Annotated in this window: 12 protein-coding genes; 8 read left to right on the top strand and 4 right to left on the bottom strand. The window is 36.6% G+C overall.

Features of this window, described 5'->3' with window-relative positions; translation table 11 throughout:
• Positions 1-96: 96 nt before the first annotated feature.
• The 4 genes from PFY10_04795 to glgB all read right to left on the bottom strand — a co-directional run bounded on the left by PFY10_04795 (position 97) and on the right by glgB (position 5947).
• Positions 97-1137, bottom strand: a complete 1041-nt coding sequence (locus tag PFY10_04795) for a polyketide cyclase (protein WBV57763.1) — start codon at positions 1135-1137, stop codon at positions 97-99.
• Positions 1138-1206: 69 nt separating this feature from the next.
• A complete protein-coding gene (locus tag PFY10_04800; GenBank protein WBV57764.1) occupies positions 1207-2475 on the bottom strand; it encodes a glucose-1-phosphate adenylyltransferase in 1269 nt (422 codons plus the stop codon).
• A 114-nt stretch (positions 2476-2589) separates the two neighbouring features.
• A complete protein-coding gene (locus tag PFY10_04805; protein WBV57765.1) occupies positions 2590-3996 on the bottom strand; it encodes a glycogen/starch synthase in 1407 nt (468 codons plus the stop codon).
• A gap of 1 nt (position 3997) precedes the next feature.
• Positions 3998-5947: a 1,4-alpha-glucan branching protein GlgB gene (gene glgB / locus PFY10_04810; GenBank protein WBV57766.1), complete on the bottom strand. Its 1950-nt coding sequence runs from the start codon at positions 5945-5947 to the stop codon at positions 3998-4000.
• Between the two features lie 215 nt (positions 5948-6162).
• On the opposite strand from glgB, the gene PFY10_04815 reads away from it, so the two are divergent.
• From PFY10_04815 to PFY10_04850, 8 genes are all read left to right on the top strand, one after another.
• Positions 6163-7284: an alpha/beta hydrolase-fold protein gene (locus tag PFY10_04815; GenBank protein WBV58919.1), complete on the top strand. Its 1122-nt coding sequence runs from the start codon at positions 6163-6165 to the stop codon at positions 7282-7284.
• Positions 7285-7289: 5 nt separating this feature from the next.
• Positions 7290-8705 carry a leucyl aminopeptidase family protein gene (locus PFY10_04820; GenBank protein ID WBV57767.1) on the top strand — a complete coding sequence of 472 codons (1416 nt, stop codon included), beginning with the start codon at positions 7290-7292 and terminating at the stop codon, positions 8703-8705.
• Positions 8706-8845: 140 nt separating this feature from the next.
• The gene (locus tag PFY10_04825) at positions 8846-10057 is read left to right on the top strand and encodes an ATP-grasp domain-containing protein (GenBank protein ID WBV57768.1); all 1212 of its coding nucleotides are present in this window, start codon (positions 8846-8848) and stop codon (positions 10055-10057) included.
• Between the two features lie 34 nt (positions 10058-10091).
• Complete coding sequence (locus PFY10_04830; protein WBV57769.1) at positions 10092-10805, top strand: alpha/beta hydrolase-fold protein; 714 nt, start codon at positions 10092-10094, stop codon at positions 10803-10805.
• 53 nt (positions 10806-10858) lie between these two features.
• Entirely contained in the window at positions 10859-11812 is a 954-nt protein-coding gene (locus PFY10_04835; GenBank protein WBV57770.1) for a hypothetical protein, read from the top strand.
• A gap of 35 nt (positions 11813-11847) precedes the next feature.
• Positions 11848-12966, top strand: a complete 1119-nt coding sequence (locus PFY10_04840; protein WBV57771.1) for a carboxylate-amine ligase — start codon at positions 11848-11850, stop codon at positions 12964-12966.
• Positions 12967-12997: 31 nt separating this feature from the next.
• On the top strand, positions 12998-13831 hold the full coding sequence (locus PFY10_04845) for a GMP synthase (GenBank protein ID WBV57772.1): 834 nt from the start codon (positions 12998-13000) through the stop codon (positions 13829-13831).
• A gap of 74 nt (positions 13832-13905) precedes the next feature.
• Positions 13906-15090, top strand: coding sequence for a hypothetical protein (locus PFY10_04850; protein WBV57773.1), 1185 nt, complete (start codon positions 13906-13908; stop codon positions 15088-15090).
• Positions 15091-15446: the final 356 nt, after the last annotated feature.

Raw genomic sequence — 15446 nt, forward strand, 5'->3', positions numbered from 1 at the left:
TTGTTTGTATAATTAATCCTCAAATTTAATAAAAAAAACCGACTTGGGACAGCCTCAGATTACTAAAAAAACATAAAATATATAATTTCCAATAATTTACTTAAAGACAGATAGGGAAAGCTTCATGTTCACGTCCTGATCATCCATCGGGCGCTCCATAAAAACCTGACGAATATCACCAAAACGCATCTCATCTTTCTTTGCTTTTTGAATCAATTGCTGAATTGCTTTTACTCTTCCGGCATAAGGTCCTTTGTAATACATCACATAATTCTGCGTAGGGTTTACAGATCTGAAACTAAAGTTATTATCTGTAACTCCTATCTTTTTTGACAATGGTATCCCCAGGAAATAGGAAACCTCCTTATCTTTATAATTATCGGCGTCAGTGATCAGGATGGGAAACCCGAATTCATCCTCTTTTTTTCCAAGATCCATGCTTACATAATTGTAAACTTTATTGTAGTTCATAACGATGTTTTTGTACAAAGCATCTTTCTTGTTGGAGGTGCTTACATTAATTCCCAGCAATAACTTTTCCTCTTCATTTTCTACCATTAAGCTATCGTATTTTATTGCAGCCATCTGGTTATCTTTTTCCACCTTATTTCCGAGAACGTTCTTAAGGTTGGCCATACTTTTATCGATATTTTCTGTAAAACGGTCCTCCGTCCAGAAATTCTCCACTCTCCTTAGCACAGAAAGTTTAGGGGTATGAACATACCATGTAATCTTTGTTTTTTCTGCAGATAATGCTTTGAATTTAACATCGACAAGCGTTGGGTTCTCATTTTTATCTTCGAAAAGCTGATATTTAAGGGTTTGATTAGGGTTTTCATACCGGATAAACATCTCTCCGTCTCTATCATTTTTTGGATCAACGTAACTTATAGCGCTTCCCATTCCCTCGTAGGGAGTATAATAATTAATATCAATAGTTTGGGAATTTGTAAAGAAATTATTCCAACGGGTAAAATTCTGCAAATTATTGAATTGGTGAAAGACTTTATCCAAAGGATAATCTATCTCTTTTTCAATTTTAAAATCTTTACTTTCATCCACAAAATAATACATGGAAGCAGCATAAGCCCCTACCAGTAAAACAACAATTACACTTATTATTTTAAAAAAACGCATCGTACAAAAGTAAAACAAATAAAAAAAGTGACCAATATATTGATCACTCTAGTTTTAAGTTTATGAAAATTATCCAATATGAGTTCCCGGAGGCAATACAGCTCCTTTTTTCACCACAACAATACCATCCTGCACAGAGTGGGTTCCAAAGTCGCCATCCTGTAAGTGCTTCCCTCCGATAATTCTTACATTATCTCCGATATAGCAATTTTTATCCAGAATTGCTTTTTCGATGTAACAGTATTTCCCTATGCCCATGTTAGGACGACCATTCCGGTCATTCATGACAATTTCAGTAGTATTCTGATAGAAATCCGATCCCATTACATAAGAATTTACGATCGTACTTCCTTTATCGATACGGGTCCTGTTTCCGATCACTGAATTTTCAATTTTGTCCGCCATAATAATACATCCATCTCCAAAAACAGCTTTACTAACGTAAGATCCATTAATTTTGGATGGAGGTAGCATTCTGGCTCTCGTATAAATCGGTGACGAAGAAAATAAATTAAACTGTGGAAAATCCTGACAAAGATCAATATTAGCCTCGTAAAAAGACTCAATTGTTCCAATATCAGTCCAGTATCCTTCATACTGATAACTTAATGTAGCATATTTTCCTATTGAATTAGGAATAATATCTTTCCCGAAATCATCCCCCGCACCTTCATCAAACATCTTTTTAAGAATACTCTTTGTGAAAATATAAATCCCCATAGATGCAAGGAATTCTTTCCCTTCATGTTTGTTATGATCAGAAACTTCAGACTTCCAATCTCCTAAAATATCCATTCCCGGTTTTTCAACAAATGAAGTAATATTTCCTTCATCATCGGATTTCAAAATACCAAATCCTGTTGCATCCTTGGCATTTACAGGAATAGTCGCAATAGTTACATCCCCTCCTTTTTTAATATGATAATCCAGCATTTCCCTGAAGTCCATCTGATAAAGCTGATCCCCTGAAAGGATAAGAATATAATCATAATCATATTTTTCAAGGTGTTTCATCGACTGACGAACCGCATCTGCAGTACCCTGATACCAGCTCTCATTTTCAACATTCTGTTCGGCAGCTAAAATATCTACAAATCCTTTACTGAAGATATCAAAATGATATGAATTTTTAATATGAGAATTTAAAGAAGCAGAATTAAACTGGGTTAAAACCAAGATCTTATTCAGTCCCGAGTTTAAACAATTGGAAATAGGAATATCTACCAGTCTGTATTTTCCGGCAATTGGAACGGCTGGTTTTGACCTTGAATAAGTTAACGGAAAAAGTCTCGTTCCTCTACCTCCTCCCAAAACAATGGAAATAACGTTGCGATTCATAAATATCTTGCGTTTAATTTAGTTTAGATTACTTTTTATTCACTTTATGTATTTCTACAATACTTCTTTTCCTCATTATGTCACTACAGAAAACAAAACAGGTTATACTTCGTTTTATTTATTGTATAACGCAATATACTTCTCCGCAGACTTCTCCCAGGCGAAATCAAATTGCATATTGGCAGTGATAAGGTCCTCCATCACACCTTTTTGATAATATATATGCATCCCTCTGTTCATCGCGTGAATTACATCATCAACTCCGGGATAGGAAAAATTTAATCCCGCCCCTCCTGTAGATATATCCTGCACAGTATCTTTCAATCCACCGGTGTATCTTACAATGGGAACCGTCCCGTATCTCATGGAATACATCTGATTCAATCCGCATGGCTCCACCCTTGAAGGCATCAGCAAAAAGTCTGCTGAAGCATATATTTTATGGGACAGATATTCTTTATACCCCAGATCAAGAGCAAAATTACTGTACAAATGTTCGTATTCTTTTAACTTATCTTCTATATATCTGTTACCGGAGCCCAGAATGATAACATTTAAAGCACCATAGCTCTGTCTTATACTCCTCCATACAACATCGGGCAGCAGATCGGCTCCTTTTTCGGTTGCAAACCTTCCAATAAATGCAAACAAAGGAAGTTCCGGCTTCAGACCATACTCTTTGCAAAGTTTGGCTTTACTTTTTTTCTTCTGTTCTACGGCATCTTCGATACTAAAGTTATAATCCAGCATAGGATCAGTCTCAGGATTCCATACTTCAGTATCAATACCATTGATGATTCCGTATGCTTTTCCGAATTCTTCGCGAACCAAGCTTTCAAGTCCTCGGAAACTTATAAAAAGCTCTTCCAGATAGCCTTCCGAAACCGTGGTGAATGCATGTGCACATTTGATCATACACGCCAGAGGATTAATCAATCCGTTCCAGTCTAAAAGTCCCCACCTGTAGTTATCAAACACAGGCATATATTGTGCCATATTCCAGCCCATCATCCCTTGGTATTCACCATTGTGAATTGTTCCAATCGTTTTAACCCCCTTAAGAAATTTGAACTCAGGACAATATTCAATCATAAAAGGAACCAGGCCCGTGTGATAATCATGACAATGCAAAACATCAGGACGGATTTCCATGGCACTCAGCCAATGCAAGACACCATGCTGAAACGCTAAAAACTGGAAACTTTCATCCTGGTAACCGTAAGGATTATCCCTGTCTAAAAGCCCGGGAATTTTTACCAGGTACAACTCAAAGCCTAAAATATTAGTTTTTTCTTTCATTACCTGAACCTGAAGCATATTGGGCCCCTGATGAATAAAACCATCAAAAACAATATCAAATTCATGATCGTAAATAAAAGATTTATTATACCAAGGCATTACAACCTTTGCGTCCACTCCTTTTATTTTATTCTGATATTTTGGCAAAGCTCCTACAACATCTGCTAAACCGCCTACTTTTGCTATCGGATAACATTCCGTACTAAGATGATAAACAATCATTTTACTTTTTATGTAATTTAATTCTATGTAATTTATACTTTTTATCTTTTTTCTGCTTTAAAATCAATCCGGCGAGTGGCGGCAGTTTTAAAGTTATGGATTGAGGCCTGTTCATCCAATTCCCTTTCTCTTCTCTTATAATAACAGGCTCTACACCACCGCCACTGTATATTTCATCATCAGAATTGAAAATAACTTCCCAATGTGTTCCTTCGTTCACTCCTATTGTATACTCAACGATACGGGGTGTAAGATTAAGAACGATCATGCAAACATCATCCTTCCGTTTCCCCTTTCTTAAATATACAAAGACAGAATTATCCTTATCATCGGCTTCCACCCATTCAAATCCTTTGGGATTAAACTGGTTTTCATATAAAGCAGATTCTGATCTGTACGCATGATTGAGATCTTTGACTAATGTCTGCAATCCTTTATGAACAGAATACTGTAACAAATGCCAATCCAGGCTTTGCTTAAAATTCCATTCAGCAGTCTGACCGAATTCATCTCCCATAAAAAGCAGTTTTGCTCCCGGATGCGTATACATGTATACATAAAGTGCCCGAAGATTGGCAAACTTTTGCCATTCATCTCCCGGCATTTTATAAATAAGACTTGCTTTCCCATGTACAACTTCATCGTGAGATAAAGGCATCATATAATTTTCGTTATACATATACATGGACGCAAAGGTTATTTTGTGATGGTTGTTTTTTCTGAGGATGGGATCAAGTTTAAAATAATCCAGTGTATCATGCATCCAACCCATCATCCATTTCATTCCAAACCCCACACCACCATCATGCACCGGCTTGGTAAGCATTGGAAAATCTGAACTTTCTTCAGCAATCGTAATAATTGCATTTCCGAATTCTTTATATACTGCTGTATTAAATTCCTGAAGAAATATTTTTGCTTCAAGATTTACATTCCCGCCATACTGATTTGGCTCCCACTCTCCTTCATTTCTGGAATAATCCAGATGGAGCATGGAAGTTACGGCATCTACCCGCAATCCATCCGCATGATATCTTTCCAGCCAAAACATGGCGTTGGAGATCAAAAAAGATTTTACTTCATTTCTTCCGTAGTTGAAAATGTAAGATTTCCAGTCCGGATGAAATCCTTTTCTCGGGTCTTCATGCTCATATAAAAAAGACCCATCGAAACGATGGAGTCCATTCGCATCTCCCGGGAAATGAGAAGGAACCCAGTCCAGTATTACGCCTATATCATTCTTATGAAGTTCATCAATCAGGAACATTAAATCCTGAGGGGATCCGAATCTTGAAGTTGCGGCATAGAAACCTGTGATCTGATATCCCCAACTGGGATCATAAGGAAACTCCATGACGGGCATAAATTCTACGTGTGTGAATCCCATTTCTATGATGTAAGGCACCAGCTTTTTGGCTATATCACGATAATTTAAAAACTTATCAGGATGGTCTTCTTCCCTTACCCATGAACCTAATTGCATTTCATATACAGAAATCGGAGCTTCCAACCGGTTCTTTTTCCATCTGCTGTCCATCCATTCCTGGTCTTTCCATTCATACCACGTAGTAGAAATCAGAGATGCTGCCTGTAAATTTTGCTCCCAACTTAATGCATAAGGATCACTTTTTTCCAAAAGATCACCATAAGCCGTTTCTATAGCATATTTATATAAAGTTCCCCATTTAAGATCAGCAATAAAGCCTTCCCAGATCCCCGATCCATCCCACCGGGGATATAAAATATGCTCTTTATGATTCCAGTTATTAAAATTCCCAATCACAGAAACCTTTTTCGCATTGGGTGCCCAGACAGAAAAATAAACTCCTGAAACCCCGTCTTTCTCTACGGAATGTGCCCCAAACTTATCGTAAAGCTTGTAATGCTTACCTTCTTTGAAAAGATAAACATCATGATCCGTAAAAAGTGTATAGGTTTTAACAGAGTTCATTAGTGTTTAATTTTATATGCTTTGAAACTACGAAAAATACAGATAGAAACAATTAATTATAGTTCAAATAATTGTTATAAAAGTTCTTTCATCCACCTTCCTATCAAATATATAAAATTTAATAGTCTTCTGATTGTTTTTTACCAGAAATTTTCAACGTTTATATATCTAAAGTTTTTTTATAAATTTAGCCTTAACTTTTTATAAAACGCATGATGAAGTTTAAGCTTTACACTGATGAAAGTGATGACAGAACTGTTTATATAACAGGAAATTTTAATAACTGGAACCCTAAAGATGATCAATACAAGCTTACTTCCATAGATGCTAACAACTATAGCATTGAAATTAGCGATGAATTTTTGCCCTCAGCAATAGAATACAAATTCACAAAAGGAGGCTGGGAAAATGTAGAGCTTGACCAGTATGGAAATATTACTCCCAACAGAAAAGTAAACAAATCGACAGGAGAAGCCTCTGACATGGTAAAGAAATGGAGGCTTAACTGGGGACCTTTTAAAGATGAATTTTTTCCCATTATTGAAATCATCTCAGAAGAATTTTACATTCCACAACTCGACAGATACCGAAAAGTATGGGCATTACTTCCCTACGATTATTATATTTCCAACAAAAGCTATCCTGTACTCTATCTTCAGGACGCACAGAACCTCTTCAACGAAGGAAGTGAATACGGCAATTGGGAAATAGATAAAAAACTCTCTATTCTTGCAGAATACGGACGTGGGGATGTAATCATCATCGCGATTGAACACGGAAGTCAGGAAAGGATAAAGGAATATATATTCGACAATGATCATGTTGCTCACGGTTCCGAAGGCAAGAAATACATACGCTTCATCACAGATACGCTGAAACCTTTCGTCGATGAAAATTACCGGACCAAAAAAGACAGGGAAAATACAGGTATCGGCGGGAGTTCATTAGGTGCCCTTATTAGTATTTACAGTGGATTTCTATATCCTGAAGTATATTCAAAATTACTGATCTTCTCTCCTTCTCTTTGGGTAGAGCCTAACAATAATTTTCCAATGATGAACTTCCGTATTCCCTTCAAGACTAAAATCTATTTATACGGAGGAGGAAAGGAAGGATCTAAAATGGTAAAAAGAATCCGCATATTTGAAGAATATTTAAAAAAATGGGAACAAAAAAATCTTTTTGATTTCGAATTTAAAACCAGTATTAATCCTGAAGGTACACACAGTGAATTCTATTGGTCGCAGGAGTTTCCGAGGGCCATCGAATGGCTATTTTATGACAATACAGAAAATCCTGTAGAAGTAGCACCACAACAACAATCAATCAAACCGTAAAAATTATGAAACTAATCAATAAAAAAAATAAAAATTACATTCAGGTTTTTCAATTATTTACAGAAGAAGAATGGATCAAAAAAAATAAAAGCTTTAACAAAAATATTTCCACCTTTTTTACAGGAAAAAAGAATGAAGTTTTCATTAGCACTAGTGAAGATAGCATTACTTATTTTATCGGATTAGGAAAATCGTCTGTTCAAAGTTTTGAGATCCAGCAGGTGGCAGTAAAATTTTCACAAACACAAAAAAATAATTTAAAAGCTGTCCCTACTCTGTTGATGAGCGATTTCATCAGCCAAAAACAATTTGAAGAATTTATCAAAGGACTGTTATTAGGAACATACAAATACCCATTTGATAAAAGCCATCCTTTCTGGAGCCCTGAATTTGAAATTCACTTTGAAAATATAAGCCAGAAAAAACTGGATAATATCAGCCAAAAAGCATTAGCGTTGTCCAATGGTCAGACAGCCTGCCAGGAATGGTTAAATAAACCTGCAAACCTTAAGACCCCACCCGTTTTAGGCTCATACCTTAAGGATCTGGCAAAAAAACATCAGCTTAAATACACTGTATTCAACAGAAAAAAATGTGAGGAATTAGGTCTTGGAGCGTATCTCTCAGTTAATCAGGGAAGCGCTTATGATGCTGCATTCACCATATTAGAATATCGGACAACCGTAAAAAAAGCAAAGACCATTGGATTAATTGGAAAGTGTGTGGTTTTTGATACCGGAGGAATTTCATTAAAAGATCATCAGAACATGCATTATATGAAATCCGATATGGGCGGAGCAACTGCTGTTATAGGATCTTTAATTTATGCTTCAGAGATGCAGCTTCCTGTAAACCTTGTTGTAATTTTACCTATTACCGATAATGCTATTTCTGAAAAAGCTTTTCTGCCAAGTGATGTCATCACAGCTTACAACGGAAAAACTATAGAAGTTCTGAATACTGATGCAGAAGGCAGAATGATATTAGCCGATGCTCTTTCTTATCTGGCTAAAAACTACAAAACAGATCTTCTTATTGATCTGGCAACCCTTACAGGAAGTTCAGTAAGAATGTTTGGAGATACCTGTGGTGCTTTGTTCTCAAACAATGAAGAAGTGAAAAATCTGTTATTGCAAACAGGTGACAGAACCAATCAAAGGCTGTGGAATCTTCCCTTGTGGGATGTATGGAAAGAAGACATACAATCTGATGTAGCAGATCTTAAAAACATTTCCTTGAAGCCGATTGGTGATTGTATTGTAGCGGCCAAATTTCTGGAACAATTTATAGAAAATCATCCGAAGTGGGCTCACCTGGATATTGCGGGAGTCGCTTTCGGGAGTGTTGGTTATGCCAAAGAAAAAGCCGCAACAGGTTTTGGAGTGCAATTGCTGACGGATTTAATCGAAAATTATCATTAAAAATTAGTTTATTACAAAATTTCTCTGTATAATTGATTTAGGATTTTCAAAATCTCAGCAATGGCTAATTTTTAATATTAATTAGTTAATAAAAAATTGCTTTTATTTTTGATAATTCATTAAATTTTTAAAAACACTGTATGGAGGAGAAAACTATAGTATGTATTTCGTGCTATTACAAGGGCTATGATTTCATGGACGAAATGAAGATGCTCGGTAATAAAATAATCCTGATTACATCCGAAAATATCAGAGAAAAGAACTGGCCGTGGCATGCGATCGATGAGGTTTTTTATATGCCCGAATTAAAGCCGTCCGTATGGAACCTTGAACATCTTATTCAGGGATTCTCCCATCTTATGCAGACCCGAAAAATTGATGCTGTCGTTGCTCTCGATGATTATGACGTTGAAAAAGCGGCACTGATCAGGGAGACTTTCCGTATCCCCGGAATGGGACAAACTACCCACCGCTATTTCAGGGATAAACTGGCAATGAGACAAAAAGCCAAAGATTCGGGTATCAACGTGCCGGAATTTACAGCAGTCTTTAACAATGATGAGGTTAATACTTTTATTGAAAACGTTCCTGCTCCGTGGGTGTTAAAGCCCCGTTCCGAAGCTTCTGCATCGGGGATAAAGAAAATCACTTCTAAGGAACAGCTTTGGGAAGCCTTAAATGAGCTGGGAGAAGAACGGCATCTTTTTTTACTGGAAAGCTTTAAACCCGGAGATGTTTTCCATGTAGACAGCCTTACTTTTGATAAGGAAGTGGTGTTTACATCAGCATCTCAATATCTGGCCCCGCCGATGCAGGTTTCCCATGAAGGAGGTGTTTTCAGAACCAAAACTTTAAGCAGGCAATCTGATGAATTCAAAGCTCTTGAAGAAATTAATGCAAAACTCCTCTCAAATTTTGGATTACTGAATGGAGCCACCCATACTGAATTTATAAGGAGTAAAGAAGACGGAACATGGTATTTTCTGGAAACATCTTCACGTGTAGGGGGTGCACATATTCCTGATCTTGTTGAAGCTTCCAGCGATATCAATATCTGGCGCGAATGGGCAAAGATTGAAGACGCACTCCTGAGATCAAAAAAATATGAAGTAGCCAAACCCGTGGAGTACCATTCCGGGTTGATCATTGCCTTAATTAAGGATCAAAAGCCTGATTACGGTCCGTTCGAATGTGAAGAAATCGTTAAGTACCTTCCCATAGATTATCATGTCGGGATAGTATATAAATCCGGAAACGCCGACACTATACAGGAAAGACTCGACTTCGCAGCAGAGAAGATCAATACCGGATTACTGAATATTTTACCTCCGAAAGGTAAACCCACAAGTTAGTTCGGTCTGTATTCAAATTATAATTATTCCAAGCATGCCACATATAGAACATACTGATTATTATTCAAATATATTGGGAATAAGCATTAAGGTAGAAGTAACAGGACATTACGGCCATCCTATCATCATGTTCCCTACTTCGCAGGGATTATATACCCAGAATCATGATTTCCACCTCAACGGAAGCATCAACTGGTTTGTAGAGCAGGGCAAAGTAAAGCTGTATAACCTTCAGACTATTGACAGCTGGAGTTTTTATGATGATGCTATATCGCCGCAGCAAAGAATAAAAAATTATGAAAGGTATGTTCAGTTTCTTATTCAGGAATTTGTCCCTTATATTCAGAAATTACATAAAACACACCGGGTTGCTATAGCCGGTGCCAGTTTCGGAGGATACCATGCTGCAAATTTTGCATTCCGGTTTCCTGATGTCATCTCACATTTATTCTGTCTTTCCGGGGCATTTACGATCCGGAATTTCATGGACGGATATTCTGATGATCTTGTATATTATAATTGCCCCAGAGAGTTCGTCAAAAATGATGAGGCCTGGAAATATAAACATATGCATATTGTCTTAAGTACTTCTGATCAGGACATTTGTAAGGATAAAAACCTTGAAATGGCAGCAATCCTTCAATCAAAAGGAATAGATTACTGGTATGATGAAAGAAAATGGATCAATCACGACTGGCCGTTGTGGAGAATGGTATTTCCGACGTTCATCAGCGCATTTTTTTCCTGAAAAATCAGGTTCTGACAATCATTTATTAGTATAAAACAATAAAAATAACAATTATGAAAAAAAAAGTGGGAATTCTATTTGGTATGGAGGATACATTTCCCTGGGCATTTATCGATAAAGTAAATGAGCTCGGAAATGGCGAGATTATAGCAGAACCTGTCCATATTGATAAACTTGAACAAGGGGCTGATTATGGTTATGCTGTTATTATAGACAGGATTTCCCATGATGTTCCCTTCTACAGGGCATACCTCAAAAATGCTGCACTGAATGGGACCTATATTATCAATAATCCGTTCTGGTGGAGTGCTGATGAAAAATTTTTCAATAATGCACTGATGACAAAACTGGGAATTCCTCTTCCCAAAACGGTATTATTACCTTCTCACGAAAGGCCAACCAATACTACGGAAACATCATTCAGAAACTTAAAATTCCCTCATGACTGGGAATATATATTGGATTATGTAGGTTTTCCTGCTTATATGAAACCTCACGACGGAGGAGGCTGGAGAAATGTGTATAGAATTGAAAATCCGGAAGATTTATGGAATAAACTGGGTGAAACAGAACAACTCGTGATGATGGTTCAGGAAGAGATTATTTTTAATGATTACTACAGGGTATATTGCCTGGGCAGGAAATACGTTCATATCATGCCTTATGAACCTCGAAATGAGCCTCATTTAAGATATGCAACCAATCATCAGACTGATGGTGAAGAACTGGAAAAACTATTGAAGACCATTCACGATTATACCATAACAATGAATGAGGCCTTAGGATATGATTTCAACACCGTGGAATTTGCAGTACGGGATGGAATTCCTTATGCTATTGATTTTTGTAACCCTGCGCCTGATGCCGACAGAAATTCTGTAGGAGAAGAAAATTTTGCATGGATTGTGGAACACGCTGCTCTGTTTGCGATTGAAAAAGCCAAAGAATATGTTCCAGGAAAGCCTAATATTTCCTGGGGAAATTTTGTAAAAGACTCCATACGATAGATCAGTGAAAGAGAAAATAAAAAAACACTAAAAGGATGCACCAGTTTACTATAGGAATTGAAGAAGAGTATCAGATAATTGATGTTGAAAGCAGGGATCTTATTTCTCATGTTTCTAAAATTATTGAAGGTGGTAAAGCTGTTTTAAGTGAAAATTTAAAACACGAAATGCATGAATCCATGATTGAAATGGAAACAGGGATCTGCCAGAATATTCAGGATGCAAGAACTGAGCTCACGAATTTAAGAAGGCATCTCATCAATATTGCGCATGAACAGGGGCTCAGGGTATCTGGAGGAGGAACCCATCCTTTCTCCCATTGGTCGGACAATTCCATTACCCAGGGTGAACGTTATGTAAAAATTGTAGATGATATGGGAGATGTAGCCCGGGAAAATCTTATTTTCGGTCTTCATGTTCACATTGGTATTCCCAATCGTGAAGAGGGAGTAAGAATTCAAAACGTAATGCGATATTTTCTTCCCCATGTTTACGCTCTATCAACCAATTCTCCATTTTGGATCGGAAGAAATACAGGTTTTAAATCATACAGACAAGAGATCTTTGTCAAATTCCCAAGAACAGGGATACCAAGCTATTTCAACTCATTGGCTGAATTTGACAGCTATGTAGACCTTCTGGTGAAAACAGGAACGATTGATAACGCCAAAAAAATATGGTGGGATCTTCGGGTACATCCATTCTACCCTACTATTGAATTCAGAATCTGTGATATGCCGTTAAGGATTGATGAAACGGTTTGTCTGGCTGCCATTATGCAGAGCTTAGTAGCCAAAATTTATAAACTTCACAAGCAAAATTTAAGTTTCAGAAGTTATAGAAGGCTTTTATTAAACGAAAATAAATGGCGCGCTTCAAAAAGTGGTATAGAAGCACATCTTATCGACTTTGGTAAAGAGGAATCGGTGCCATATCCGGATCTCCTGAAAGAACTGCTGGAATTTATAGATGATGTAGTTGATGAGTTAGGATGCAGGAAAGAAGTAGAATACGCATGGAAAATACTGGAAAACGGAACCGGTGCAGACAGGCAGCTTCAGATCTTTAGGGAAACGGGAGACCTTACTAAGGTGGTAGATTATATGATCTCCGAAACAGAATACGGCATTACCCACGGCGAAATCATTTCATGATATTTTTGGTAACTTTGCAAAAATATGATGTATGAAAGATATTAGAATTGCTCTGTTGGACATGAACAACAATCATGTTAACCAAGGATTTAGAAATATTAAAGAAATTTCTGAAACCTTCAGGCAAAATTCTGAAGGAAATGTAAGCATTGAGGTATTTGATGTACGATACAAAGATGAAATTCCGGATATCAGAGATTTTGATATTTTCATTTCATCCGGGGGGCCGGGAAATCCTCATAAAGAAGGTTTGGACTGGGAAATAAAGTACGCTGATTTTTTAGATGCCGTATATAACCATAATAAAGAAAAGGAGGATAAGAAATATTTGTTTCTCATATGCCATTCGTTTCAGATAGGAAGTATTCACTGGAATCTGGGAAATGTATGTCCAAGAAAATCTTACTCTTTTGGAGTAATGCCTATCCACAAGACAGAGGAAGGAGAAAGTGAATTCTTATTTAAAAATCTTTCAAATCCTTTTTATGGTGTGGATTCGCGGGCATTCCAGTTTATAGAGCCGGACCATGATCGTTTTGAGGAATTAGGAATGAAGATCGTTGCAATAGAAAAATTCCGACCTCACATAGACCTTGAACGGGCTGTTATGGCAGTTCGTTTCTCAGAAGAGATCTTTGGAACACAGTTTCATCCCGAAGCAGATCCGGCGAGTATGCTTGAAAATCTAAAAGATGAAAAGAACAGAGCTGCGATGATAGAAAATTTCGGAAGAGAGAAATATCTTGAAACACTTGACCGCATTGATGATGAAGACAAAATTGTTTTGACAAGAGCACAGATCCTTCCGGCATTTTTACAGTTTGCGAAAAAAAATATCCTGAAAAGAACAGGTGTAATTGCTTGAAATAAAAAGTAAATAAACGCAACCCCATAAATCGAGCAATTTTGCTCGATTTTTTAAAATCACAAAGAAAAAATATGATCCCAAAATACAGAAAGCAATTTAATAAAGATTTTTCGCAGGAAAAATACAATCAAGTTAAAGATATTCTTACGCAAAAAAGTGGTATTGAACCTGCATTCAGAATTTCAGAAAGTCCGTTTTTTCTTACTAAAGAATTTGAAACCAAACTCATTGACGCCAGTGAAAGCATTATCGATCAGATAAAGGCTTTACCTAAAGAAATTCTTCAGAAAGCTATCCCGGAGAATTGTAAAGTTCCCAATGATACAGATCAGCCTCACTTCTTCACCATTGACTTTGGCGTTTGTAAAAATGAAAATGGAGAGATTGAACCACAATTGATAGAGCTACAGGCCTTTCCTTCGTTATATGCTTTTCAGAAAACTTTTGAAAATACTTTTTGTGAAGTTTATCCCTTTCTTTCAGCAATTAAGAATCCTATGTCTGCTGACCAGTTCACTCATTATTTGAAAGAGTTAATTATCGGAGATGAAAATCCGGAAAATGTAATTCTTCTCGAGATTTTTCCCGACAAACAAAAGACAGCAATAGATTTTGCGCTGACTGAAAAACTACTCGGAATAAAAACAGTTTGCCTTACTAAAGTAAAAAAAGAAGGAAGAAAACTATACTATGAGGATAATGGCAGACAAATTCAGATAAAAAGGATTTATAATCGTGTTATTTTTGATGAATTGGACAGAATTCCGGGTCTTACTCTTGAATTCGATTTTCGAGAAGAGGCAGATGTTAAATGGATCACCCATCCCAATTGGTTTTTTAAAATTTCAAAATACCTTTTACCTTTATTACGACATCAGTTTGTTCCTAAAAGCTACTTCCTCCATGAGTTTCCCGAGCATGAGAATCTTGAAAATTATGTTTTAAAACCTTTATTTTCATTTGCAGGTAGTGGTGTAGAACTCAATCCTACCTTTGAAATAACAGATTCTATTACAGATAAGGAAAATTATATATTACAACGGAAAGTACAATACGAACCTGTTTTTGAAGATATCAATGGTGAATTTTCAAAAGCAGAGATCCGTTTATTGTATATTTGGCGGGAAAATGATGAACGTCCTATCTTACTTGAGAATCTGGGCAGAATGACCAAAGCTGCCATGGTGAATGTAGATTTTAATAAAAAAGATGCCATCTGGATCGGTAGTTCGAATGTATTCTTTGGAGAAATGTAAAAATAATTAAAATAATATCTGTTTATGGAACAAAATTCCGCTTTTGAAGAGTTTGATAATACCACTAAAAGGCGCGACCTATTACCGGTATGGATCAAGATCTCTACCTAGTTTTTCTTAATTGGAGGGTCTGTAGCATTCCTGATACTAATTGCAGGATTTTTCCTGACAAATGTATCATTATCAATTTACGGAATCAAAGCCAATCATCCTTATACTATTCCTGGTCTCATCGTTTGTATTCTTTTAATTTTTAAGGCCATTGTAGCTTATGGACTTTGGTTTGAAGAAAAATGGGGTCCAAAAACAGCAATTATTGATGCTATTATAGGTATTATAGTTTGCATTGTCATGAT

It is taken from the genome of Chryseobacterium daecheongense, assembly GCA_027920525.1.
Classification (GTDB): Bacteria; Bacteroidota; Bacteroidia; order Flavobacteriales; family Weeksellaceae; genus Chryseobacterium; species Chryseobacterium proteolyticum.